23 protein-coding genes are annotated in these 23,270 nt (G+C 68.8%); 13 read left to right on the top strand and 10 right to left on the bottom strand.

Features of this window, described 5'->3' with window-relative positions; genetic code table 11:
- Positions 1 to 13 precede the first annotated feature (13 nt).
- The 5 genes from AB0M67_RS18190 to AB0M67_RS18210 all read left to right on the top strand — a co-directional run bounded on the left by AB0M67_RS18190 (position 14) and on the right by AB0M67_RS18210 (position 3,912).
- Positions 14 to 358 carry a hypothetical protein gene (locus AB0M67_RS18190; protein ID WP_365746496.1) on the top strand — a complete coding sequence of 115 codons (345 nt, stop codon included), beginning with the start codon at positions 14 to 16 and terminating at the stop codon, positions 356 to 358.
- A gap of 530 nt (positions 359 to 888) precedes the next feature.
- Entirely contained in the window at positions 889 to 1,284 is a 396-nt protein-coding gene (locus AB0M67_RS18195; protein ID WP_365746498.1) for a hypothetical protein, read from the top strand.
- Positions 1,281 to 2,495 (top strand): hypothetical protein, encoded by a 1,215-nt coding sequence (locus tag AB0M67_RS18200; protein ID WP_365746501.1) that lies wholly within the window; start codon positions 1,281 to 1,283, stop codon positions 2,493 to 2,495. Before AB0M67_RS18195 ends, AB0M67_RS18200 begins: the two co-directional genes overlap by 4 nt.
- Positions 2,496 to 2,773: 278 nt before the next feature.
- Positions 2,774 to 3,394: a hypothetical protein gene (locus AB0M67_RS18205; protein ID WP_365746503.1), complete on the top strand. Its 621-nt coding sequence runs from the start codon at positions 2,774 to 2,776 to the stop codon at positions 3,392 to 3,394.
- Between the two features lie 2 nt (positions 3,395 to 3,396).
- Entirely contained in the window at positions 3,397 to 3,912 is a 516-nt protein-coding gene (locus AB0M67_RS18210; protein WP_365746505.1) for an HD domain-containing protein, read from the top strand.
- 429 nt (positions 3,913 to 4,341) lie between these two features.
- Here the strand turns inward: AB0M67_RS18210 and AB0M67_RS18215 are convergent, their stop codons facing one another.
- The 5 genes from AB0M67_RS18215 to AB0M67_RS18235 all read right to left on the bottom strand — a co-directional run bounded on the left by AB0M67_RS18215 (position 4,342) and on the right by AB0M67_RS18235 (position 8,664).
- Entirely contained in the window at positions 4,342 to 4,893 is a 552-nt protein-coding gene (locus AB0M67_RS18215) for a hypothetical protein (RefSeq protein ID WP_365746507.1), read from the bottom strand.
- Positions 4,890 to 6,998 carry a hypothetical protein gene (locus tag AB0M67_RS18220; protein WP_365746509.1) on the bottom strand — a complete coding sequence of 703 codons (2,109 nt, stop codon included), beginning with the start codon at positions 6,996 to 6,998 and terminating at the stop codon, positions 4,890 to 4,892. Before AB0M67_RS18220 ends, AB0M67_RS18215 begins: the two co-directional genes overlap by 4 nt.
- Before the next feature lie 45 nt (positions 6,999 to 7,043).
- Positions 7,044 to 7,787, bottom strand: a complete 744-nt coding sequence (locus AB0M67_RS18225; protein ID WP_365746511.1) for a hypothetical protein — start codon at positions 7,785 to 7,787, stop codon at positions 7,044 to 7,046.
- Between the two features lie 181 nt (positions 7,788 to 7,968).
- Complete coding sequence (locus AB0M67_RS18230; RefSeq protein ID WP_365746513.1) at positions 7,969 to 8,247, bottom strand: HU family DNA-binding protein; 279 nt, start codon at positions 8,245 to 8,247, stop codon at positions 7,969 to 7,971.
- 213 nt (positions 8,248 to 8,460) lie between these two features.
- Complete coding sequence (locus tag AB0M67_RS18235) at positions 8,461 to 8,664, bottom strand: hypothetical protein (protein ID WP_365746515.1); 204 nt, start codon at positions 8,662 to 8,664, stop codon at positions 8,461 to 8,463.
- 881 nt (positions 8,665 to 9,545) lie between these two features.
- Here AB0M67_RS18235 and AB0M67_RS18240 point away from each other — a divergent pair.
- From AB0M67_RS18240 to AB0M67_RS18250, 3 genes are all read left to right on the top strand, one after another.
- Positions 9,546 to 9,782, top strand: coding sequence for a hypothetical protein (locus AB0M67_RS18240; RefSeq protein ID WP_365746517.1), 237 nt, complete (start codon positions 9,546 to 9,548; stop codon positions 9,780 to 9,782).
- A gap of 103 nt (positions 9,783 to 9,885) precedes the next feature.
- A complete protein-coding gene (locus AB0M67_RS18245; protein ID WP_365746518.1) occupies positions 9,886 to 10,308 on the top strand; it encodes a hypothetical protein in 423 nt (140 codons plus the stop codon).
- Between the two features lie 109 nt (positions 10,309 to 10,417).
- Positions 10,418 to 11,734, top strand: a complete 1,317-nt coding sequence (locus AB0M67_RS18250; RefSeq protein WP_365746519.1) for a hypothetical protein — start codon at positions 10,418 to 10,420, stop codon at positions 11,732 to 11,734.
- A 220-nt stretch (positions 11,735 to 11,954) separates the two neighbouring features.
- On the opposite strand, the gene AB0M67_RS18255 is transcribed toward AB0M67_RS18250, so the two are convergent.
- The 3 genes from AB0M67_RS18255 to AB0M67_RS18265 all read right to left on the bottom strand — a co-directional run bounded on the left by AB0M67_RS18255 (position 11,955) and on the right by AB0M67_RS18265 (position 14,894).
- Positions 11,955 to 13,187 (bottom strand): ATP-grasp domain-containing protein, encoded by a 1,233-nt coding sequence (locus AB0M67_RS18255; protein WP_365746520.1) that lies wholly within the window; start codon positions 13,185 to 13,187, stop codon positions 11,955 to 11,957.
- Between the two features lie 151 nt (positions 13,188 to 13,338).
- Positions 13,339 to 14,088, bottom strand: coding sequence for a nuclease-related domain-containing protein (locus AB0M67_RS18260; RefSeq protein WP_365746521.1), 750 nt, complete (start codon positions 14,086 to 14,088; stop codon positions 13,339 to 13,341).
- A 107-nt stretch (positions 14,089 to 14,195) separates the two neighbouring features.
- Positions 14,196 to 14,894 (bottom strand): hypothetical protein, encoded by a 699-nt coding sequence (locus tag AB0M67_RS18265; RefSeq protein WP_365746524.1) that lies wholly within the window; start codon positions 14,892 to 14,894, stop codon positions 14,196 to 14,198.
- Positions 14,895 to 14,962: 68 nt separating this feature from the next.
- Here AB0M67_RS18265 and AB0M67_RS18270 point away from each other — a divergent pair, with 68 nt between their 5' ends.
- From AB0M67_RS18270 to AB0M67_RS18280, 3 genes are read left to right on the top strand one after another with little or no spacing between them, the layout of a single operon-like run.
- A complete protein-coding gene (locus AB0M67_RS18270) occupies positions 14,963 to 16,138 on the top strand; it encodes a tyrosine-type recombinase/integrase (RefSeq protein ID WP_365746526.1) in 1,176 nt (391 codons plus the stop codon).
- A complete protein-coding gene (locus AB0M67_RS18275) occupies positions 16,135 to 18,669 on the top strand; it encodes a site-specific integrase (protein ID WP_365746528.1) in 2,535 nt (844 codons plus the stop codon). Before AB0M67_RS18270 ends, AB0M67_RS18275 begins: the two co-directional genes overlap by 4 nt.
- Positions 18,662 to 19,228 (top strand): DUF6262 family protein, encoded by a 567-nt coding sequence (locus AB0M67_RS18280; protein WP_365746529.1) that lies wholly within the window; start codon positions 18,662 to 18,664, stop codon positions 19,226 to 19,228. The genes AB0M67_RS18275 and AB0M67_RS18280 overlap by 8 nt, the downstream gene beginning before the upstream one ends.
- Positions 19,229 to 19,440: 212 nt before the next feature.
- On the opposite strand, the gene AB0M67_RS18285 is transcribed toward AB0M67_RS18280, so the two are convergent.
- Positions 19,441 to 19,932, bottom strand: coding sequence for a hypothetical protein (locus AB0M67_RS18285; RefSeq protein WP_365746530.1), 492 nt, complete (start codon positions 19,930 to 19,932; stop codon positions 19,441 to 19,443).
- A 395-nt stretch (positions 19,933 to 20,327) separates the two neighbouring features.
- Here AB0M67_RS18285 and AB0M67_RS18290 point away from each other — a divergent pair, with 395 nt between their 5' ends.
- Complete coding sequence (locus tag AB0M67_RS18290; protein ID WP_365746532.1) at positions 20,328 to 22,289, top strand: hypothetical protein; 1,962 nt, start codon at positions 20,328 to 20,330, stop codon at positions 22,287 to 22,289.
- A gap of 122 nt (positions 22,290 to 22,411) precedes the next feature.
- Positions 22,412 to 22,777 (top strand): hypothetical protein, encoded by a 366-nt coding sequence (locus AB0M67_RS18295; RefSeq protein WP_365746534.1) that lies wholly within the window; start codon positions 22,412 to 22,414, stop codon positions 22,775 to 22,777.
- Between the two features lie 241 nt (positions 22,778 to 23,018).
- On the opposite strand, the gene AB0M67_RS18300 is transcribed toward AB0M67_RS18295, so the two are convergent.
- Positions 23,019 to 23,228 (bottom strand): hypothetical protein, encoded by a 210-nt coding sequence (locus tag AB0M67_RS18300; RefSeq protein WP_365746536.1) that lies wholly within the window; start codon positions 23,226 to 23,228, stop codon positions 23,019 to 23,021.
- Positions 23,229 to 23,270: the final 42 nt, after the last annotated feature.

The following is a 23,270-nucleotide window of genomic DNA, read 5'->3' on the forward strand; positions in this document are numbered from 1 at the left end:
GGACACCGATCCAATGAACTTCAAGCGCCGAGCCGCCGCTGTCGCTCTCTCCGTATCCCTCCTTGCAGGGGGAGCTGCCGCTCTGGCACCGACCGCTTCAGCGGCCAGCAGTTCCAGCTGCAGCTACAACATCGGCGACCATGACGCCATTGTCGATGGGAACGGCATCAACTATCGAACCGGACCGGGCACTTCCTACTCCAGCAAGGGGTTCCTCTACGACGGTGACGACCTGCGCGTCTACTGCGGCAAGGGGAACTGGTACTACACGAAGCTGATTCACCGAAGCAAGAGCGGGATGAAGACCGGCACGTACGGCTGGATACGTAGCGACATGCTGCTGCAGCTCGCCGGCTAGCCGGCCCCCGCGGTCCCCTCCGCGGAAACGGGGCGGTCCTCCGGCGATTGCCGGAGGACCGCCCCGTTTCGGACGCCAGGACGGCGAGCACAGCCGTGGCGACAGGTTTCGACCGGACAAGCGGCCCTGGCTCCGGGGGCTCGTGGACGCTGCGGGCACCGCCGACAAGGAGCAGATCGAGGATCACCCCCATCCTCCGGCCGCTGGGCGCCTCGGTGTTCCCACGAAAGGTCACCGCGCCCTCACCGCGCATTGACGCGTAAGATTTGACATCTGACCTCAAGGTGAGTAAATTAGTCACTGTGATCGTGTCTGCGCAGATCCCGACGGACGGCACACCCCGATAGCGGCGCGCACCGCGTGCTGTTCGATCCGGTCATCCTGGCGACGCCACCGCTGAGGACCGCAAGGACGGCGCTCCTCGCGAGGCATTCGGCTGACGCGTTGGCCGAGAGGTTCAGCTGCCGCTCGTCCATGCCCGCGGCGCAGTTCCGCGACGTCGACTTTCCCAACTACGAGTGAGGTACGAATTGCCGCACGAAGCGACCACCGAGGTGTCGAACCCTGCACCCAGCGCTGCCGAAGTGGCCCTCTACGAAGCAATCTGGCGTGGCGAGCTCGACGGCTTCAGCGAGCGTGCGCTGCGCGAGTCGCTGAAGGAAGCCCGGACACTTCTCGCCGGACTCCGCGCCCGGACTATCCGGCCCTCCGCGGTGGTCGGCACCTCGTACAAGCGGCACGTCGTCCGACGCGTGGCCGAGGGCTATCTGCTCGCCCGCATCACCACGGACGAAGCGGCGATCGCCAGCCGCGGCCGCAGCCACTTCCTCAATCAGGGCAATGTGCGCTTCTACACGGCGAGAGCCGAGCGCTCCGGGGAATCCGTCGGCAACTGCTCCCAGATGGAAGGGGTACGGACGTCGTGAACACTCTCCCGATCGCCGGTCATGCCCCCCTGCTGCTCCAGCCCACCGCTACGAGCGGTGAGGAGTCCTTCAGCATCATCGGACCCGGGGGCACAGCAGTCGGCCGGGTCATCTTCCATGTCCGCCGGCACCGGTGGACTGGGCATGTCGACGGAGGTGTCGGTCCGGAGCGCGATGACCCTCTTCGCGCTGCGGCGGACGCTGCTCTGCTGTGGTCCTACGACAATCCGCACCGTCCGGCTGGGACAACGCCGTTCCCCGGTGAGGGTGAGGCTAGGAAGGCTCTCTACGCGATCACCGGACTCCGCCAGGGGCTCGTCGACGCGTCCGCGCGGGCGTTCTACTTTGAGGCCCTTCGTCAGCCGCAGATGGCGCTCCTCCTGCCCGCCCTTGAACGTCTGAGGGACCAGCGGTACGTCGGCTGCATGGCCGGGTGCCGATTGACGATCAGCCTCCTGGACGCTGTTCGAACGCCGGCCCGCGCCCTTCGCGATGCCCTCCAGGGCGATGAACGCGACTGGATGAACTTCCCTCTGGTCGAACTGCTGAGCCTCGTCGAGCATGCCCGGGACCGCCTCAGTGCAACGGCGGCCTCTTCACCGGCTCCCCTGCGCGGCGGATTCGCCGGGCGATTCTCCGCGCGCCATGAGGGCGACGAGGCGTTGGCGGCACTCCGTCGTGTCCGCGACTGGGTCACCGAGGCGGTCGCCCCCCTGCCGGTTTTGCCGGGGCCCCTGCACGCTGCCTCGTCGACCGTCGCCGAGTCGGTTTCCGGGCTGCCTGTCCACAACCCCGCCAGTTCGGCCGAGCGCTGCCGCGCCACGGCAACGCAGCTCAGCACGGTGGCCCGTGCCGTTCGCACATTCTGCGATGCCGCGGACCAGGTAGCCGCGGCCGTCGTGCGTGGCCGCGTTGGTCTCCTGCTCGACCTGACGCTTGAGCTGCGCGCCCGGTTCGAGGCCACGGCCGCGGTACTCGATGACGCCATCGCGCAGCATGGCAGCATGCGCGGCATCGCCGAGGCCGTTGCCCGGGCCGAGGTCGGCTACGTCCGCGCGACCGACCGGATCTCCGTGCAGCTCGGCGGGCAGGACATCGGTCCGGCCTGGATCGTCCCTGATGTCGGCTGGACTGCCGCCGGCGTCGACGGCCCCTTTCGCTCGTGGGAGGGAGTTGTCGCAGCACTGGTTCACGGCGCAGAACCAATATGACAGGAGGTCCTGGTCGGCGGCATCGGAGATGAAGGCCCTGTGACCAACGGCTGTACAGTGCGCGGGCATCGGGAGGGCTCCTCATCGGCGAGTTCCCCCACGCCGAGGAGCGACCACTCATAGGCTTCCGCTTGCGGATCACCTCCGTCTCGACAGCCTCGCCAAGGAGTACCGCCATCGCTGCCACGGACTCGAGTTCCGTCACCGCGTGGGTTCGTCGGGGAACTCGCACCCGGCTGACTGATGCGCTGGGCGCCGAGAAGCGCCGTTCGATCATCATGTCGACGGACGTGAAAGGGAGGGCGCTGGAGCTTCCCCGGAACGAGGCCGCCGCGCTGCGTGCCAGTTGGCGGGCGGAGGTCTCCCGGCAGCGGACGGCCGGGGAACTCCTTGACGTGGCTGACGCTTTGGCGGTGTTCGGCATCGAGGAGGAACTGCGGGCGCGCGGCTGGGACCGCCGCTGGCGGCGGCCGCCTGGCGAGGCTCGCCAGCCTGGCCGCTGGCCGGGATCTCGGCATGGCGGCTACCCGGAGAGCATCACGCTACGGTTACCGAGCAGGGTGGCCGAGCGAGTGCTGTCGGCGTGCTGGTGGACTTCCGCTTCGTCCATCGCGCGCCTGCGGACTTGGCGAGATGAAAACCCGGGCATCGCCATCCCCCTGCGGTCGCTGGACGGCCAGCGCCAGTCGGAGGGTCCGCTCGCCGAGTACGAGCGGCTGTCAGGGCGGGTGACGACCGTCGGCGACGTCTACCGGGCGGCTCTGGAGCGTGGAATCACGGCTGCCGTCCAGCTCAGCGCCGAGGCCCTTCCGGAAGTAGGGGGCTGGTCCGGGCGAATCCGAACTCCCGAGACGCAACACAATGACAGGTTACAGACGGAAAGACTGACGAAGGAGTGAAGGTGACCAAGGCGACCTCTGTCCGTGAGATCGAGATTCTGGCCGACGGCGCGCATGCCGGACAGACCGACAAGATCGGAGTGCCGTACGTCGAGCACGTCCGGGCAGTGGCCGCCGGGCTCACCCCGTTCGGCGACAAACTCGTCATGGCGGGCCTGTTGCACGACCTCCTGGAGGACACCGACTGGACCGCCGAGCGTCTGCGGAAGGCGGGGGTGCCGGCCCGAGTCGTCGAGATCGTCGAGGCGGTGACCAACCAGGCGGGGATGTCGTACGACGAGAAGATCCGCCGTATCACCGCAGACCCACAGGCGACACTCGTGAAAATCGCCGACAACGCACACAACTCCCACCCCGACCGGGCCGCGCAACTTCCCGCCGACAAGCGCGAGCGCCTCGCAGCGAAGTACCGCTCCGCACGCGCCGCCCTGTGGCCGGCCGCGAACCGGGACGACATCGAGGCCATCGTCCGCATCGTCAACCCGTCGCTGCTCGCCGAGTTGGACGCCCACCACTGATTCAGCGGTCTGGGCCGGAACCATCCCGTCTCTCCACGGTGAGAGCCTGGGAGAGCTGACGGGGCGCCTGCGAATCCCATGTTCTCGCACCGGCTTCTCACCAGTTCGTGGTGCGTCTGAGGACACTCCGGGACTGATCGGGTGCTCTTCCGCCTGATGCAGCGGCTGCGCCCGAACTCCCTAGTACGGAACAGTCGTTGGGGTGAGGTCGAGCCGGGACCACTCCTAGGCGGCGCAGTCTTCGCCCAGGTGTGCCCGCCGGAAGCGGCTGCCCCTCCACCGTCGTCCTCGCCGAGTGCCTTCTGCTGGGGAGCTGGGCCGGCAAGCCCGCTCGGGACGCAGACGATCACCCACCAATCCGTGGACGTGCTGGCGAGAAGCACCGTGATCCGTCAACCCCTTGAGATCGTCCCGCCCCGCTGAGGCAGGTCAGGTGAGCCGGAAGTCTTCAGGTGCCCATTCGAAGTCGTCCCAGTGGAAGCCGGCGTATCCGCCTCCGCCGTTGAAGTACCTGGCCATCGCCTTGCCGATGATTTTTTCCGCTTCTGCATCCGAATCTGCCCGCGTGAGGGCCGCTACCTCTTCGGCCGACAAATGCAGCGGGACGTAGCTGGAGCGGACGGCGCCGGAGCCGCGGATCTCGAAGGTGGTGGCGCGGTCGACTTCCGCGTTGGCCCCGACCTCGGCCTTCTCGATCTGGCGGGCTCGGATTTCGCGTCCCCGTTCCGTCGTCTGGACTTCGGTGGCCTCAGCGCGGAGCCGGTCGGCGTGGTCACCCTGGGGGGTTCTCGTGCCTTTCAGCCACCGGCCCACGGTCGTTGGGGTGACTCCGTACGCGGCGGCTATGGCCTGGCGGTTGCCGCCGTACTTCCGCTCCAGGACGTGCGCGGTCTGCGTCGTGGAGCGTACGGGGGCTCGTCCGCGGAAGAGGCTCTCTCGTACGCGCGCGACCGCGCCCCTCTTCGGGTCCTGGGTGGTCATGACTGGGTCGCCTCCTCGGAGTGCGCCTGGTCGTCCTCGCTCACCTGCTGGCCGTCGGTGCCGAAGTCGTGAGCAAGGCGGGAGGGGTGGTCTCCGGCGTCCATCGCGGCGATGACCGCCTGTATGGGGATGCTCGACTCGTGCTTGGACGAACCGGGTGCGATGCCGAGTCGGAGCGTTCCGGGCACGGGCTTACCTGCCTCGGTGAAGGCGAGCAGTTCGAGGGGCGTGGGTTCCATCGCGGCGTAGAAGCAGGCGTCGACGTTGACGGCGAAGGGGACGCGGCCTGCCAGTTTGAAGGTCTTGCGCATGCGCCGGTGTGCCGCGATTCGCGCTGCGGCGATGATGACGAAGCGCAGCTCGGGCCGGTAGTGCCAGGTGGCGACGACCTTCTTCAGCCACACGTCGTCGTCTTCGATGGACTTGCGGGCGCTGTCCGTCCACTTGCCGATGCCCCCTTTGTAGAGCTCCTTGTAGAGGGTGGCGAGCACCAGCGCATCGGCTGCGGCCGGGTCGTCGCTGGTCTCCTTGTGAGCGGCGTAGGCGTCGAGGAATTCCTGTGGTTCCTGGCCGTCGAAGAGTCCGAGGTCGGCGTAGGCCCGCTTGTAGCCGTTGCGTACGCGTCCGGTCCACTCCTTGAGGAGGGGGACCGTGTGTGTGGACAGGTAGGCGTCGGTGATCCCGGTGGGGTCATATCCGTATTCGGTGACCATGTAAGCGACGGTGGGCGTCGCGTACCAGCCGGGCCCCTGCGGGACTTGCCCGTCGAACGTGGCCGGGTGCGGAAGGAAATCGTCAACGGCTACCTGGGTGAAGTCGCACCACCACAGGCCGGCGACCTTGGAGTCCCAGACTGCGTCGGCGTGGTATTCGAGCGGGCCGGCGGGCAGGCGCAGGGATTCCGTCACGGCCAAGTAGGAGGCACAGGTGTCGACGACGACCGCGTACGGCATCGCCTTCTCGTCCTCCGTCAGGGGGCGGGCCCAGAACTTGAAGTCCTCCTCCTGGCACACCGCCTCGTTCCTCTGCATGAGGTCGCGGGTGAGGGGGTGGCGGGCGCCGGCAGCTGGCGGAATGGTGACGTCGCCCGACGGCAGGGCACCGTCGCGCGGCTGCGGGCTCCATTCGCCAGTTTCCTCGTCCTGGACCCACTGCTCCCGAGGGCGCACCGCGTCCAAGAGCAGCATGCCGGTAGTTGCCGGTGTAGAGCCGGGCGCGACGCCGAGCTGGGCGACGTACTCGCGGGTGCGGCGCGCGAGCGCCGCTGCGTCGGGCAGGCCGGCGACGGAGGCCAGTCGGGCGGCCTGCTCGTTGGTGGCCTTCTGCTTCTCTGAGCCCTGGCCCAGCCACGGTGTGAAGACGATGCGGACCGATGTCTTCGGCCCGCCGGGGGCGCCCTTGCGGCGGAAGACGTGCATGGTCGGGCCGACGTCCTCCGAGAGCTCCATGCCGACGCTGGCCGCGGCGGTGGCGAGCTTTCTGTGGAGCTGGGAGCGGGCTTTGTCCGTCGTGGGGAGGACTGCGGGCAGTCCGAGTGTCTTGAGGGCAGCTGTGGACAGGCACACGATGCCGTCTCCGTTGCGGCCGGCGTCGTGGACGCGGTCGACGCGTACGGGCAGTCCCGTGCCCAGCCAGGCGAACCAGTCGGTCAACTTCTTGCCCGCTGGGGCTGGGCACTGGGCGATGTCCAGTGCCCAGCCGTCCGGGCCGACGTCCAGGGCGACCGCCGGCCAACGGCGCGGTGCCGGGGCTGCAGGGGTGGCGGCAGCCGCCGCGGTCGGTCGGGAAGGTGTGGCGGCGCGGCGCGGCGTGGTGGCGCGGCCGCGGTACGGGGCCTCGGTGCGGGGAGCGGCCGTGTGGCGCCTGGCCTGCGGTTCCGGAGTCGCGGACGTCGGGGAGGTGGGCTCTGCGGGCGCTGTGGCCGCGCCCTGGTCACGCAGGTCTTGCCGACCTTGAATCTTCGCGGCACGTGACTGAGGCGTGCACTTGTCGGGGCAGCGTTTCCAGACGGGCGTCCAGCCGGTCCGCTCTTCGCGCACGAGGTTGTAACCGGGCCGGTCTGAGCCCACGCATCCCCCGCAGCCTCCCAGGCGTACTGCTGTCATCGTCTCGCCTTTCCTTTCTGGTCAGTCAACTCGGCCTGCGGAAGATCAGTTGCGGGGTGCTCCGAAGATTTGCTCGACCGGGTCGAGATCGCGCCGGGCGACCCGTGCCGCGGCAGTGCGCCGAGCTCGGTCGTCCTGGACGATGGTGCGCAGCTCGGTCTCGGCCGCGCGTGTGACGGCCGCCGCGGTCAAGGTGCTCTCGTTCACCGTGGCGCCGGTGATCTCGTCTGCCATACGTCGCAGGAGTTCGCGTACCGGAGGTGTCGCGCTCTGCTCGTGTGTGGCGAGCCGCGTGACCATGGTGAGGAAGTCGACTCGTGCTGATGTACGTGTGTACAGGCGGCGTTCTAGGGGCCAGTCGCTCAACGCGTAGAGACCGCGCACAGGGGTGAAGGTGTCCGCGTTCAGAGCTGGGCAGATGTAGCTAGCGGCTCCTGCGGAGGTGGCGTATCGACGCTTCTCATCGCGCCGGACGCTGGCCAGTCGTGACCACGGCAAGTCCATGCCGGTGAAGGCCAGGGTGACCTTTCGGATGTCCTTCGGCGCCGCGGGAGCGCCGATCATCGCCAGCGTCAGGCGCATCTGCTCCTTGCTCCGGAGTGGAGGCAGTTGAGCAGTCGCGGATTGCCGGGGTGGTTGACCGATTCGCGCGTACCACGCGCTCTCGGCGAGGCGGAGCTGCTCGCAGGCGGCGCGCACGGCCGGATGGTCCTGATCTGTGTGCGCCGTTCGCGCGTCACGGCGGAGCTGTTCCATCTCCCGCTCAAGGGCGGTGAGGGCTTCGTCCATGCGTACCCCCTCCTTACTCAACCATGGTACCAAAGTTCACCATGGTTCTTCCAAACTTTGTGCGACGCATGACGCACCATGACCGCCCTTTCGGAGCCGGGATACGCTGCTGGGGCGGTCGCCTCAACGACCGCCCCAGCAGCGCGAACTGGCCCTCACCCGAGGGTCATGCCGCCTTGGGCTAGCCCTTGGCGGCCTCCTTGAGCTTGGAGCCCGCCGAGACCTTGACGGCGTAGCCGGACGGGATCTGGATGGGGTCGCCGGTCTGGGGGTTCCGCGCGGTACGAGCGGCACGGTGGGTGCGCTCGAAGGACAGGAACCCGGGGATGGTGACCTTCTCGTCGCCCTTGGCCACGACGTCGCCCACGATCACGGCGAAGGCGGACAGGACTGCGTCGGCGTCCTTGCGGGACACCTCGGCGCGGTCGGCCAGTGCGGCCAGCAGTTCACTGCGGTTCATGAGGTAACTCTCCTGATGTGCTCGCGCCTGATCGGCGTCTTGAGGATGGATGTTGCTACTGCCAAGGGCTTGCCGCTGACAGCCGTGGGAGACGGACGTTCGCGACCCGAGGCCAATGAGCGCCGTCTCGGTTCCGGCATGCCAAGCCCCTCCGTTCGACCGGGGCGGGCCCGCACTGGACGAGTCACGATCCGGGCCAAGAGCCCTTCCGGGCTATCGTTCGGGTCGCGTCCGGGTGCGCCAAGCGTCATGGGCGAGCCACGCCGTGACGACGAGCGTGATCACCACGCCGCCGGCAAAGACGATCGGGTACCCCGCCTCCACCGCGACGAACGCGGCGACGAACGCGATCGCACCGAGGGCTACGAGAACCGAGACCCTCATCGTGCTGCCCGTGCCCGGCTCCACTCGCTTCAAAAGCGTTCACACCCTTCGAACTGTTTCCAGCGGGTCCGGGCGATATGCCGCATTCGACTCCGCGACGCAGGTTAAGGCATTCCCGATCTGCGGGATGCCATCCCTGCTCGACTGACAAGTAAGACCTTACCATGATCGCTCGTTTTGTAAAATCACACTTGCCTTCCCTGGTGGCTCGACACCCCACGCGGAGGCGCGACTCGCTGCAACCATACGGCCTCGCCCACCCTCAGGAACTGGCATCGAGACTCCCGGGATTACGCTCCAGACACCAGTGACGACCAGTAAGATTTGACTTCGCCGTACCTCATATGTAATATCTTAGTTGTCAGAAAGTGGTGCGGGTTACATCCCTCTAGGAGGTTCGCGCGTGGACGATCTCACGTCGGTCTCCCGGCGCGGCCCCCTCGACATGATTGAGGACCGCCTCGGCAAACTGCTGCCGTACGCCAACCTGGTCGCGTCGACTCGACGGGCCGTACCCGGCGCCCTCCGCCTTCACAACTGCACCGACGGACAGGCGGACAGGACTCCTGCCCGGCTTACGACGCCTTCGACCATCGCGAGGCGTAGGGCTCGGAGACTCTCCAGGTGCTCCGACGGCTGCGGTCTCCAGCCGTCCACCTGCCCGGCCACCCCTCCCCCGGCTGCCCGGCCCGACTCACCCCGGTCGGGCCGGGCAGCACCTCTACCGGCAACGAAATGGAGCAGCGCACGAGCAGGAAGATCCCTCGAAGTCCCCGCTTCATGGCCCCAGTCCCTCGTCCACTCGCCATCCGACGGACACCGTCCGGCCGAACCGGCACAGTTCTGCGCTTCCGCGCTCCGGGCCCGGGCCTCCCCACTGCGGCGCTCGTGGCCGCCAGCCATCAGGAGCGGTGATGCCCAGTACATCCGAGACGCTCCACTGGGTGCTCGTCATCTGGAAGGCCGGCGGCACCGGGTACAACGCCGACGAGGAGACGTTGCTGCACTACCTCAGCGGCCACGACCAGGCCGCTGTCGAATCACTGGCCTTGCTCTGGGTCGAGAGACATCTCCACCCCGAAGCCCCGTGCACGGTCATCTACCTCGGACCATCGGCGCTCCCCCTTCGAGCGCCCCTGCACGGCGCGTAGCCGTGCACCGCGTCGGCTACCGCGCGCCCTTCACCCAGCTCCTCAGCCCCAGGAGGCACCGATCAGTTATCCCCCGAACTCGGCCGACCCTGCGATCACCGCCTTGCGTATCGCACTGGAGCAGGCTGGTCACGACCTGGCCGAAGTGCTCATGGAACGAGTCGCACCCGAAGACCAGTCCCACTACATCGTCGTGCGCTACAACCCGCTCAACTCAGATGACTTCGCGCACGAGGAAACGATGACCACCTCCTACACCGGGACTCTCCAGACGGCCGGTTGGCGGGCAGCTCTCGACCTGGGCTCGCTGGTTCTCATCCCCGGCATCCCGCCTCAGGACACGGCTCCGGACAGTTTCATCGCCACCTGGAGCATCGCCGTCGAGTGCGCCGTCGACGGCCAGGGCGCTGCTGACCAGGCGCGTGAGCGCCAGCTCGACGCCGCTGTCACCGAGGCTCTCTGGGAAGTAACCGACGCTGCGGGACGCACCGCGGAGGTACTCACCCAGGACCCGGACCTCTCGTGAACCGCTCGGCCACCCGGCCGTCATTCGCCAGTCGGTGACCCTCCGAGGCCCGTTGGCGACCGTGCGGCCAGTACGGAGGGCCACCTCACCCACTTCCGAAGGGAGAAACGTGCCTCCTGAATCCCACGGGGACCTCGCTGAGCTGCCTCTGCGCGGCTTCGGCACCCTGAAGATCCAAACAAGCGTCCTGGACCACGGCCAGAGCCGTTACATCATTCGCGGCCCGCACATCCGGGGCACCCTCGTCGTCGTCTCCAGTACCCCGCACGGGGGCCCGGTCCTTCCCACTGCCGTGCGGGTCCGGTTCGGTGACGGGCTGGACGACCTCAGCTGGTCGGCTCCACGGTCCGACGAGCCGGTCGTGCGCGGTGTCCGTCTTCACGGGTTCACCGACGCCATCAACCCGCGCACTGTCTCGCGGCGCGATCACTTCCTTGTGTCCGATGCGGTCGTCCGGCGCGACAACGGGAGCACCCGTCGTATTCCTGACGGGGCGAGAGCTCTGACCGAGGCGGTTGTCGTCGCAGTGGTCAAGCACTGGTACCGGCGCTCTGATCGGGCCGAGTTGGTTCGTGCTGCTGCCCGCAGCAGCGCCACTGATCAGGTCAGGTACGAGGAACGCCAGATCGGAAGGTTGGAGGCCGAACTGCAGACGGTCCGCGACGACCGCGCGGCCGCTCGACGGCGCATCAGCCAGGTGGCCGGCCTGGTTCGGCGACGTCAACCGGCCGTCCAGCCGCCCGTGAGCGAGGCCGTGCGACTGCCCTTCGTCGGGCGGGACGGAGCCCCGATGGGCACTCTCACCGTCCGGGAGAGGGAGGTCGGTGTCCTGCCCGGGCGCGTCGTCTACGAGGTCGAGGGCGGTCGGGTACGCGGGACATTCACCGTGGGGCCCGACCTCTACGACCGCTCGCAGGCAATCCCGCGGGGCATCTACATCTCCTACGGCCGGCCGAAGGACGGGTTCTGGTCTCGGGAGTGCACCGATGAGCCGTCCATCAACGGAGTCAAGCTCAGCGGTGGCTGGAGTCACGGCGGACGGACCCACGACATCACTCCCGCGTCCCCCGACTACCTTCCCGCTCAGATCCGGCTGGGCCCGACTACCTCGACATCCGCTCCGGACGCGACCTCTCGACGGGCGTCCGCCGTGTTGCGCGCTCTCGCGCTCCACTACCTGTCCCGGCCTGACGAAGAGGCCCTTCGCATCGCCGCGGGCAAGCAGCGCGCCGAAGTGACTCGCGCGGCCGCACAGGAGAAGTTGAGCCGTCTGCGAAGACGTGAGGCAGTACTCGCGTACCGGTTGCGCCAGCACCGAGCGCGCAAGCAGCAGTACCTCGGTCTGCTCGCCGGCGACGGTGCGTGCAGTCCCGGTCCGTTGGTCGAACTGCCGCCGCTTCGCCGCGCGCTGGGCTTGGCGGCCTGACCAACCTGTCCGGGTGACTCAAGGAGCAGCCGAAGCCCCGGACATGAGCGAGCCCCAGGCCGCCACCCGGTAAAGGGTGGCGGCCCGGGGCTCGCTGTGCTCTGCCCCGGACAGTGTGCCGGGGGGGGTGGCAGTGACTGCTACCCGGGGCGTACTCCAACATGTTATCGACGCTCTTGGGTCTTTTGCCATGGGTTTTCACCCGAGGTCGCGCTCGCGCTCACACGGTGTGGAGGCCCTGACGTTCCCATTCCCGCAGGCGGGCGTAGTCCCGTTCCACCGCGTCGCGGTCGTCGGCCGCGAGGTAGGCGTAGCCCGGGGAGCTGAGCAGGCTGCCGGTCGGATCGATGAGCTCGCCGGGGTCGACGGCGGATCCCACGGCCACGGCGCTGGGCAGTTGGGCGACCTTCTGGGCGGCGTGGGCGTCGGCCTGCCCCTGCCGGTGGTTGACGAACTCGACGTGGCGTACGGCTCCGGTCCAGATGGTCCGGGAGTCGTCGAAGCCGAGCAGGTTCTGCGGGTCGACCAGGGCGGCGGCGGCCAGTGAGGTCTGGGAGACACCGCAGTAGCGTTCGACGACGTCGGGGACTGTTGCGCCGCCGAGCCGTGCTCCAGTCTCGATCAGCACGGGGCCGCGGGCGGTGAGCATGACCTCGGTGTGGGCGGGCGAGGACCTTATGCCGAGCGCGTCGAGTACCGCGAACGTGAAGCTGCGCAGGGTGCGCGCTTCCTGGGTGGTTGCCGCCACCGGCTCTTCGTAGTCGTAGACGGGGGTGGACACCGGGCTGACCTGTTTGGTGTAGCGCCAGATCTCGGCGACGCGGTGGTGGCCCTCGTGCGAGACGGTGTTGATGTAGTACTCGGCGCCGACCAGGCGCTCCTGGACGAGGGCGGCGCGGTTGGGCTCGCCGAAGATCGTCGGGGCTGCCAGGACGGAGGCACAGGCCGCCTCCACGTCTGCGGCGGTGCGGCAGAACCACACGTTGTCGCTGCCTGCGGAGGCCAGGGGTTTGACGACGGCCTCGGGCAGTCCGGATGCCTCGAACCAGCGACGGCCCGCGGTGGGGGTCCGCGCTACGTTCGTCCTCGGTGTCGCCAGGCCGCTCGCGGCGACCGCCTGGCCCATGAGTCGTTTGTCCCGTCGCGCCGCCAGATGCTCGGCCGAGTTGGTGGGAAGGCCGAGGTGGAGCGACAGCTGTTCGGCCAAGGTCACCCCGGATTCCGCGCCGGCCGTGATCCTGCTGACGCCGAGTTTGGTCAGTCGGTCCGCCACCACCTGCAGATCGGGTTCGTACCCGAGGTTGGCGAGGTAGGTGGCGGCGTCGAAGGATCGGCGGAGGTGTTCGTTGGCCTGCGGCTGGCTCTGGACGTGGGTGCAGGTGACGCCCAGAGCGTGCAGCTGGCGGGCCAGTGCGGCGCCGGTCGAGTATCCGTCGACGATCGCGATGTGCATGGTTCGCTCCTCGTAGGTAGGGCGGGGACGGGTTCGGAGTTCGTCAGTTCGGGCACGGCCGTCGAACGGCCGGTCCGGGGCGGCGGGTGGGAGTGCCAGCCCACCGAGCCGTAGAAGGACGGGGCGCGGAGCGCGGGGAGGGCTCGGCAGGTCATGCGGCGGGGCGCAGTTGCTGGTCGGCGAGAAGGGCGGCCTGGCGGATGCGGGCTCGGTTCCAGCCGGGTTCCTTGGGCAAGGACCGCAGATGGCGGCGCAGCTCGGTGGCCTGGATGATGGTGACGCCGGCGCTGACGAGTCCGCCTGGGGGTATGGCGGCGTGGTGGACGGCGATGATGGCCCGTACCGGGTGGCCGAGTGTTTCCGCGGCGCGCTGAGCCTCCCAGAGCACGGTTTCGACGGCACGTTGCTGCGGGTAGCGCCCGTACCAGAGGCTCCCGCGGGCGTCGATGCGTACCTTGGAGGTCTTCGACTGCCAGGTCTTGGTGTCGACGTACGCAGGGCCGCAACGCCCGATGATCAAATGATCCAGATTTGCTCTGGATCGCGGTATTTGGCGGTCGTGGAGTACGGCCCATCGTCCGAGCCCGCACCAGACGAGCGGGGCGAGGATGCGACGGGTCCGTCGCTCCCCGGCGGCGCCGGTGGCCCAGGAGCTGCCCTTGCTTCGGTAGATGCGGCGGAGAGCAAGGACGGTGGCGATGACGAGCACCGTGGCCCCGACGTACCGGTTCGTGGCGGCCGCCGTCATGTAGGCGGCGGCCGCCGACGGGACGAGGGAGGCGGGGAGCGCCCATGCGGCGGTGCGGTGCTGCTTGCGCCGTTCGTCGCCGCGGATGACATCTGCCATGGCCTGGGCGCTCGCGCCGGCGCCGCTTCGGCGCTTGGAAGGCGTCCTGGGCATCGCGGGTCTCCCTCTGCATCGGTCGAAGAGCTGTGGTCGTGATGTTGCGGAACCGGGCCTGTGGACAGAGGCGGCGATCCGGCCGGGCATCACCGCTGGCCGCCGTGTCAGGGAGAGGGGGCGGCGCGCGGGGCCGGGTAGGCGGTGCCGAGGAGGCGAGTCCGGCGCCGGCCGATGCTTCGGGCGTAGCGGTGGTTGCCGGGGTGGTGGATAGTTGTGGCGCCGATCTCTTCGAGCGCTCGGGTGAGCCAGCGGGCGCCAGCTTCGCCGGCCTGGCGCGGTGGCGCCCCGAGGTTTGTCAATCGCCTCGCCGCCCCTTTATGACCCACCTCGTCGCGCCGGATTTTTTGCGCGGCTCTCTCGGAGAGCACTGTGGCGTCCGGCAGGATGGTGAGTCGGCGCGGGCGGGTGCGCCCCAAGTAGAGGAAGTCCTGGGCGACATACACGTGGCCGATGTGCCCTGGGCTGATCAGCTCGGGCCCGTCAGAGGTCTGCCGCGTACGCGGTTGAGGGTCTGAATGTGCAACGACACCGCGTATGCCCTGGAGGGCGGCTGCCTTGAACGCCTTGGAACAGAACCAGGATTCGGCGTTGGATTCTGCGCGGTCGAGCAGTACGAGCCTGTTGAGCTCAAGGGTCTCCGCGTATCTGCGGGTTCCTTCGAAGATGTCGAGGACGGCGCCGTTCATCGGGATGCCGAGTGACAGCACTCCCAGGAGCCGTCCGCCTGCGGGCTCGCCGGGGGCCGCTGGCTCGTCGATGCGCTGCAGGCCGTAGGCGAAGCGGACAGCCGGCCTTATCTTCACGGTGATCTTTTAAGCAGCCACGTCAGGCATGTACCGGCCGACCTGGCTCAGCCATCGGTATCCATGGGGTGTTCAGCATTACAGGCACATTCGTCACGTCCTTCCGCGCCGAGCGGGCGGAGGTGACAGAAGACCGGGCCGCATGGGTCGTCATCGGAGCCGACGACTACGCCCTGCACCGGGAGGGATCGCTCTTCCTCGTCGGACTGCGGAACGCGGGCCGGGCGTACAACACCGAGCGCACGTACGCCGGCCGCACGGCCCTGTACCTCTCGTACTGCGCCCACCAGCGACTCGACTGGGCGGCGGTGACCGTCTGGCAGCTGTCGCGGTTCCTGCACTGGCTGGTCGAGGAACCGCTGCCGTCGCGGAGCCGGCGAGGTGGCGGACCGGAACGGTTCCGCGGGGACAACACCGCGAACGCGATCGTCGGCACGGTCTGCGAGTTCCTGGCGTTCGGCGTCCGGATGGGCTGGGTGCCCCGCGAGTTGCTGGGCCAGCTGACGGAGCCCAAGTACTTGCGCTACCTGCCGCCGGGCTACGACCCGGGCGAGGACGACCAGCACCGGACGATCCGGTCCCGGCTGATCAAGCTGGCATCGCTGGACGCGGGGATCGAGTGGCTGACTATCGAGCAGATCGTGCGCCTGGTGGAGGTCGCCCGGCACGCGCGGGACCGCTTCCTGGTGCTGCTGCTGTGGTGCACGGGAATGCGGATCGGCGAGGCGCTGGGGCTTCGCCGCGAGGACATGCACCTGCTCCCCGACTCTCAGGCGTTCGGCTGCCAGGTGAAGGGCCCGCACCTGCACGTGCGGCGCCGGCTGAACAGCAACGGCGCCTGGGCGAAGTCGCGGCGGCCGCGGGTCATACCGGTGACCACCGAGCTGGTCGCCGGCTACGCCGACTACCTCTACGAGCGGGCTGCGGTGCCGGAGGCCGAGTTCACCGAGCAGGTCCTGGTGAACCTCTTCCGGGCTCCGCTGGGCCGGGCAATGACCTACTCCAACGCCAAGGACCTCTTTGATCGCCTCGCCCGCGCGGCCGACCTGATCGCCCGCCCCCACATGGTCCGCCACGGCGCGGCGACGCACTGGATCCGCAGCGGCACCGACCGCTCCGTCGTATCCGACCTGCTGGGACACCTGTCGGACTCGTCGATGAGCGTGTACGTCCATGCCTCCGACGACGACAAGCGGGCCGCGGTCGAGCGCGCGGATGCCCGGCGTCTGGAGATCGCCCGATGAGCCTTCCCACCCTGGCCGTCCCTGCGGCCGATCCGACCGTGGTACCGCTGCCCTTCGACCGCCCGCGGTGGCAGGCGTGGCTGGACGAGCACACCGACCCGTTGTGGCGACCCGACGAATGGGCCGGTGAGCACTGGCTGTTCACCGGCGACCCGGACGAGTCGACGACGGCGATCTGGCGCTGCAACAGCGCCGGCTGCCACGTCGCGGTCCGCGCGAGCCGGCACCTGTGCCGGTCCTGCTACGAGCAGTTCGTGGAGAGCGGGCTGAGCCGAGAGGAGTTCGCGACGGTCGGCCGCCGGGCCACGGTCCGGGCCCTGCCCGGATCGCGCCCGCACTGCTCGGCGGAGCCCGAGGGGATCCGCTGCGCACTGGAAGCGGCCAGCCGAGGCAGCTGCACCCCGCACTACGTGAAGTGGCGCTACGAGCACAGGAGCGGGCAGACGCACCTGGAGCTCGCCGACTGGCTCGCGACCGTCGCCAGGCCCCTTCCTCCCGGCCGTCCGTGCCTGGTGGGGGCCTGCGTCGGCACCGCGCACGGCCGCCGGACGGCGCTGTGCACCTACCACCGCGAGCGCTGGCGCCTGCACCGAAAGAAGCTCGGCATGACGGACGCGTCCGGCGAGGACATGGCCGGCTGGGCGGCGGTGCAGAGTCCGTGGCTGAGCGGGTACCAGTTCACTCTGCTGCCGCTGAACCCGCTGCTGCGCCGCGAGGTCCTCTACGCCCTGGTCCAGCGTGATGCCCAGCGGCCGACGCTCAGCCCGGTCGCGGTGCGGCTCCTGGTCCGCGGCCTGGAGGGCGTCGACAGCATCGGCGCCATGCCGCCCCAGCAGCTCGCCGACCTCGGGTACCCCGACCGCAACTGCGAGGCCCACTGGAACGACGTCCTGCGCCTGGTGCGCGCGGCCTTCGACCGGTTCCGCGGGATCGACCCGCTCGACAAACCCGTGTGGGAGCTCGCCGACCTGGGTCTGCGCTCGCGCACCCGCTCCGGGGTCCGTACGGTCCCGCGGCAGTTGGACACCTCGGTGATCCGGCAGGACTGGCTGCGCCGACTGCTGGCGGACTGGGTGAAGGAGACCACCCCGGAGAACACCGACTTCCGGCGGTTCTTCAAGGGCTGCTCCGCCGCGTCTCGCGCCCTGGAGCTGCGAACGGGCGGCGGCCACGACCCGTCCGCGCTGAAGGTCACCGACATGGACGCCGTCGTCGAACAGATCCGTACCCGCCAGCGGGAGGACGGCACCGGACCGCTGTCCGCAGGCGCCCGCAACGAGCTGCTCACGAGCTTCTGCCAGCTGCTCGACTTCGGCCGCCGCCTGCAGATCGTCGACGACCTCGCCACCGGCTTCGCCCGCCAGCGCCACCACCAGATCCCCTACGAGGACGCCAGCGAGGACATGGCCGGCAAGGCCATCCCCGAGCTCGTCCTCGCCCAACTGGATGCGGCCACCGACCTCATCGGCACCGACTTCCCGTACGGGGACTTCCCACCGGAGGTGGTGCAGGCCATGCTGCGCACCGTCTACGTACTGCTGCGCGACACCGGCCGGCGCCCCTGGGAGGTGCGCTGGCTGCGCATCGACTGCCTGGACACCGACGGCGGCGAGTACGTCCTGATCTGGGACAACCACAAGTCGCGGCGCAACCGGCGCCGTCTGGAGGTCAGCCGGGAGACCGCGTTCGCGATCCTTGCGTGGCTGAAGATCCGGGCCACGCTGAAGCTCCCCGCCCGCTCGCGGACCTTCCTGTTCCCCGCCGCCCGGCACGCCTACGACGCCTGCATCGACGCCAACACCGTGGCGAAGATGATCCGGCAGTGGGTCGACGGACTGCCCGAGCTGGTCACCGACACAGCCGACGAGGACGGCCTGCCGCTGCCGTTCGACCGCAGCCGGATCTTCGCGTACGCCTTCCGGCACACCTACGCCCAGCGGCACGCGGACGCCGGCACCGACCTGCACACCCTGCGCGATCTCATGGACCACCGGTCGGCAGACACCACTCTTGGATACTTCACGGTCTCCCTGAAGCGGCGCCGCGAGGCAGTGGAGATGATGCGGCTGCACGTCGTCGACCGGTCCGGGCACCCGATGCCGACCTCGTCGGCCACCGTGTACGACGCCCGGTCGGTGGGGACGCCGTTCGGCAACTGCACCGAACCGTCCAACGTCAAGGCCGGCGGCGGGAAGTGCCCGATCCGCTTCCAGTGCTCGGGGTGCGGCTTCTACCGCCCGGACCCCTCGTTCCTCCCGGCGGTAGAGGACCACATCCGCGGTCTGAAGGCCGACCGGGAGAGCGCCTTGGCCATGGGCGCCGCCGCGTTCGTCATCCGCAACCTCACCGACCAGATCGAGTCCTTCCAGACGGTGGTCACCGGCATCCGCACCGCGCTCGCCGAGATGCCCGAAGCCGAGCGCCTTCACATCGAGGAGGCGGCCGCCGTGCTGCGCAAGGTCCGTGCCGCGGAGCCACCGAACCTTCTGCCGATCGTCGGCCTTCCCACCAGGAGCACGTGCCATGGATGAGCCCCGAACCTCCGCGCAGGTCTTGCGTGAGGCCCGGCAGAAGGACTCCCGCGACAAACGGGCCCGGGTCCTGACCGTGGTCGACCAGATGCTCGCCGAGAAGGAGCCGGTCACCTTCACCGCAGTGGCGCGGCGGGCGAGGGTCTCGCACTGGCTGGTATACGCGGAGGGCGTGCGCGAGGTCATCGAACAGGCCCGGCGTCGCCAGGCCCGCCAGCCGCGCGAGGACGGCGCCCGGAAGGCCCCGGCTGGCTGGCAGGTGGAGGTACAGATTACCCGGGAGGACAACCGGCGGCTGCGGGAAGAAGTCGACCGGCTCAAGGCCGCCGTGCGCCGCTCCCTGGGCCAGCAGATCGACCAGGTCGGCGCCGCCGACCTCGGCGCCCGCGTCGACGAGCTCACCGCCGCCAACCAGCGCCTCGAAGGCGAACTCGCCCAGGAGAAGACCCGTGCCGAGGAACTGCAGGGCCGGCTCACCGAGATGGAGGACGATCTCGCCGCGGCGCGGACCAGTCTGCGCCGCATGATCCGGTCGGGGAACCAGGAGCCCGCCGTGTGATCCATGCCAGCACCACGACGGCCGCCGGCGGGGCGGCCGTTAAGGGGGCGACGAGACCGTCCCCGGCGCAGTCATCCTCCCCCGAACCCGGCTCAGGCGCGGGGCGAGGCGAGGCGAACGTAGGCGACCACGACGAGGCCGGCGACGGCCAGGGTGTGGGGCAGCGCCAGGCTGACGTGATCCTGTCCTGCGTGCCGGCGGGTGACCCGTACCTACCGGCGCAAGCTGATCGGCTGGCAGTCGGGGGTCGCGCAACCCACGAGCTGGTTCTGGTCGACGGCCAGCGTCCGGCCTGTGACACCGGCCGGACGCTGGCCGACTCCGGCGGGCCGTGCGACGTATTCCGCGACGACAGCTCCCGTGCCGTCCACGACAGCGATGACGGAGGGGACGACCGTGCCGCCGTTGACGACGAGCTGCGGGGTGGGGCCGGTGTAGCGCACGCTGAACGTTCCCACGTCCTGCGGCCCGACCTCGGCCGCCGGGACCGTCTCCAGGGTGGCTTCACCGGGCGTGATGTCGGTGACCGGGATCGAGTCCCGGGTGATCCCCGGGGAGCCGTCGCCGGTCCCGGTCAGCACGCCCAGGTCGGTCACATCGGCATCCTGGCGGGTCACGGCGGCCGAACGTGACCCGCCCTGGATGACATCGTCGATCTTGTAGTTCGGGATGCTGATGTCGGGTTCGTCTCGTTCGTCGCTCATGCGTTCTATCTCCATCACGACCAGGTCCGGTTGCCTCTCTCGGCGATCTTTTCATGACGGGTCGTCAAAGCGCTGCGATTCCGGTTCAACAACGACACCCGCCGAGGGCTGATGCCGAGACCGGTGGCGTGTACAGCTCGGCTCCGGAGAGCATGTGCCGCTTCCGTCCCCGTCTGCGGTATCGCCCAGCAGGCTGGTGTCTGCGCCACGTTGCTCAACGAGAGCAACGCGGCCGACCTTGCGGGAATGAGGCGGGCGGCGCAATCGCATGCTCGCTGCAGACACACTCCCTCCTTCGGGTGCTGTCCGTAAAGGATCTGTCGCATGGTGTTATCCCTGTGGGAGGGTCCGTACTGCGCGCGTGCGCGTTGTGTTCCATATTGAGGGGATCGTCCATGTCGTCTGATTCTGAGGTGTCCCGCAGTGAGCGCCTGGAGCGGCTGCGCGCGCAGTTGCGGGGCGATGCGCCGTCCGGGAAGGCCGCGGGGCGGGCGCGTCCGTCGCGGGGCTCGCGGTTGCTCTACGGCGTGATGCTGCATGGCGCGGCGCGACTGGACGCGGGGCTGGAGCTGACGGATTTGGAAGCCCGGATGCTCGGGCCGGTCCGTGACCTGCTGTCGGACGACGAGGTGCGCGATTTCGGACGGGTATACCGGGAAGAGGCGTCAGCGCCCCAGGCCCACCAGGTGTTTCCGGACAGCCTGATCGGCCGCCCGGTTGCCCAGGGGTACTCACTGGCAGACCTCCTCGCGGACCTGCCGGCTGTGTACGAGGACGTCAAGGCGCAGCCGAACGTGAACGTGATCGACCTCGACGCCCCAGAGGGCGGAAGCGCCCACGGGGACGCCGGGGAGAGTGAGGCGTTCCATCGGGGCCTGGCCGACTCTGGGTATGGGTCGACGCTGGTGACCGCCTCGGCTCACGGCGCCCCGGTCTCAGGGCGGTGGCCATTGCAGACCAGGCTGACCCTGTCGAAGTTCTTCTGCGCCAAGCGGTCCACCGAGCTTTCCGGCGAGGACGAGATCTACTGGGGCCTGAGCGCAGGCGCTGACAACAATGTGCCGCAGTCGAGCACGACCCGCACGTACCACGACGTCGAGTACAACGAGACGCACCAGATGGACGCCAACACCCTGCTGTTCGAGGGACGGGTCAACAGGGTGCTGGTCTGCCATATCCAGTGCTGGGAGGAAGACTCCAAACGCCCCAGCGAGCTGGGGCGGAAGCTGGCGGAGATCGCGCGGATCCTGGCGAGCGCCGCCGAGCTCATGAGCGCCCTGCCCATCGGCGGGCCCTACGAATACCTGCACCAGTTCATCGCGATGGTCGCCGCCGTCACCCAGCTCGTCTCCGAGATCATCGGCTGGATCGAAGACGACTTCGTGCAGGAGCGCACTCTCGCCTTCGACCGGGCTGCGCTTGTTGCCCTGGCCGCCCGCCCCTGGGGCGAGAGCACCGGGCACCGCTTCGCCGGCAGTTTCGCGGAAGGATGGTTCGACCTCTACCTCCGCGCGGCCGTCACCGACCCCCTCACCAACGACATCGGCCTGCATACCCGCACCGGCACCCAGTGGAACAACCGGGTGATGCCGTGGCCTGAGTCCAAAACCCCCGACACCCCCGCCCTGGCTGTCCACAACGGCAACCTGTACTGCGCGGTCCGAGGTCTGGACGACCGGGTGTACGTCAGCCGATTCCAAGACGACCGATGGACCGCCTTCGGGCAGGTTCCCGGCGCCGTCACCAACGTCGCCCCGGCGCTGGTCTCCTTCCAGGGCTACCTGTTCCTGGGCCACAAGAACCTGAGCGCCGACCAGTTCCTCAGCCACAGCACCAACGGCGCCGACTGGACCCCGCCGGCGCAACTCCCCTTCCACGCGTACGGCGCACCGGCACTGACCGTGCGCAACAACGCGCTGCACTTCGCGGCCGGCGGCGACAGCGGGCAGATCCTCTTCCGCTACTCCAGCAACAGCAGGGACTGGTCCTCAGCGGCCACCGTGCCCAACCTTCCCCCCAGTGCCGCACCGGCGCTCGCCACCTATCAGGGCAAGCTGTACCTCGCCGCCCGGCAGGACGGGAGCCACTACATCTCGATCATCCGCCACGACGGCTCGAACTGGGCCGCCTCAGACCGCTTTCAGTGGACCACCCCGAGCGCCCCGGCTCTGGCCGTCATCGGGGACACCCTGTACTGCGCGTTCCGCGACTACGACGACAAGATCCGGATCAGCACCCACCAAGGCGGCTTGTCCTGGAGCGACCCCGGCACCCCCATCGCGTACGCCGTCTCTGCACCCGCCCTCGCCGAACACGACAACCGCACCTATCTCGCCTTCCGTTCACCCGTCCGCTGACCCCCGGCACAGCTCAGACCCAGCACTACGGTCACCAGGTCGCTATGAGCGACCAGATATCAATTCGCTGACAAGTCGAGATTCTGCTGTTCAGCTCCCGATCATGAAGGTGTGAATCTCGCGTGCTGACCCTCAATACCAACATCCAGTCCTTGACCAAGCAGAACGAGCTCAACACCACCGGCAGCACTATGGGCGTTTCCGCGGAGCTCATCGCCCCCCGCGAACTCTCCGGCATCAACCTGCCTCTCGCCGCGCTGGCGGCCGACGACAGCGTCAGCGCCGAGAAGGTGAAGGCAGCCATTGCGGAAGCCACCACCACGACAGAGGAGTGGGACCCCTCCGCCGACGTGGACCAGCTCGCCGCGGTCCTGCCCCAGACCTCGTCCTGGCTGGGCGAAGGCGACGCCATACGCGCGGCCGCCGACAACTACATGCTGACCGGCGCAGGCAGCCTGCTCGCTCGTACCCGAGCCTTACGTCCCTGAATCTGTCGGGCCCCTCTGAGCAGGCCAGATACTTGACAGCTATAGATAACCGGCCAGGTTCCGCTGTAGTGATGGCGTTCAACGAAGCGGCGGGCTGGGCCCTCCGGGATCGCTATCACGCGGTGCAAGTCCGGGGCGAAGCCACCCTCACTCGTGCGGCGCCAGGTCGGCACGCGGTCACGCCAGCGTTGGCACAGGTCGGTGGTGTCGGGCAGGTGCAGAGCCTCCTGCACGGGCACGATCAACCCGCTGTCAGCTTTCGCGCGTGGCTGGTGCTCTCCGGGGCCTGCACATCGGTCCCGGCCGCCTCCTTGGGGAGGCGCTCGCTGCCGCGGCACAGGTGGTAGTCGGGGTTGAGGTGGTTGCGCAGCACCTGGCCACGCCAGATGAACTCGATGCCGTCGCCGCAGGCAGTGCAGGTTCCGTAGTCGGAGTGACGCGGTCGGGCCACAGGCGGTCCTCACAATTCGTGTCGTCGACCGGTTGGAGGCGC

The organism is Streptomyces sp. NPDC051662, assembly GCF_040681655.1.
Taxonomy (GTDB): Bacteria; Actinomycetota; Actinomycetes; order Streptomycetales; family Streptomycetaceae; genus Streptomyces.

Coding starts and splice junctions, on each gene's coding strand:
- AB0M67_RS18190 (WP_365746496.1), top strand. CDS start 14: ATGAACTTCAAGCGCCGAGCCGCCGCTGTCGCTCTCTCCGTATCCCTC.
- AB0M67_RS18205 (WP_365746503.1), top strand. CDS start 2,774: ATGTCGACGGACGTGAAAGGGAGGGCGCTGGAGCTTCCCCGGAACGAG.
- AB0M67_RS18215 (WP_365746507.1), bottom strand. CDS start 4,893: ATGACCACCCAGGACCCGAAGAGGGGCGCGGTCGCGCGCGTACGAGAG.
- AB0M67_RS18220 (WP_365746509.1), bottom strand. CDS start 6,998: ATGACAGCAGTACGCCTGGGAGGCTGCGGGGGATGCGTGGGCTCAGAC.
- AB0M67_RS18225 (WP_365746511.1), bottom strand. CDS start 7,787: ATGGACGAAGCCCTCACCGCCCTTGAGCGGGAGATGGAACAGCTCCGC.
- AB0M67_RS18230 (WP_365746513.1), bottom strand. CDS start 8,247: ATGAACCGCAGTGAACTGCTGGCCGCACTGGCCGACCGCGCCGAGGTG.
- AB0M67_RS18240 (WP_365746517.1), top strand. CDS start 9,546: ATGCCCAGTACATCCGAGACGCTCCACTGGGTGCTCGTCATCTGGAAG.
- AB0M67_RS18255 (WP_365746520.1), bottom strand. CDS start 13,187: ATGCACATCGCGATCGTCGACGGATACTCGACCGGCGCCGCACTGGCC.
- AB0M67_RS18260 (WP_365746521.1), bottom strand. CDS start 14,088: ATGCCCAGGACGCCTTCCAAGCGCCGAAGCGGCGCCGGCGCGAGCGCC.
- AB0M67_RS18275 (WP_365746528.1), top strand. CDS start 16,135: ATGAGCCTTCCCACCCTGGCCGTCCCTGCGGCCGATCCGACCGTGGTA.
- AB0M67_RS18280 (WP_365746529.1), top strand. CDS start 18,662: ATGGATGAGCCCCGAACCTCCGCGCAGGTCTTGCGTGAGGCCCGGCAG.
- AB0M67_RS18285 (WP_365746530.1), bottom strand. CDS start 19,932: ATGAGCGACGAACGAGACGAACCCGACATCAGCATCCCGAACTACAAG.
- AB0M67_RS18290 (WP_365746532.1), top strand. CDS start 20,328: ATGTCGTCTGATTCTGAGGTGTCCCGCAGTGAGCGCCTGGAGCGGCTG.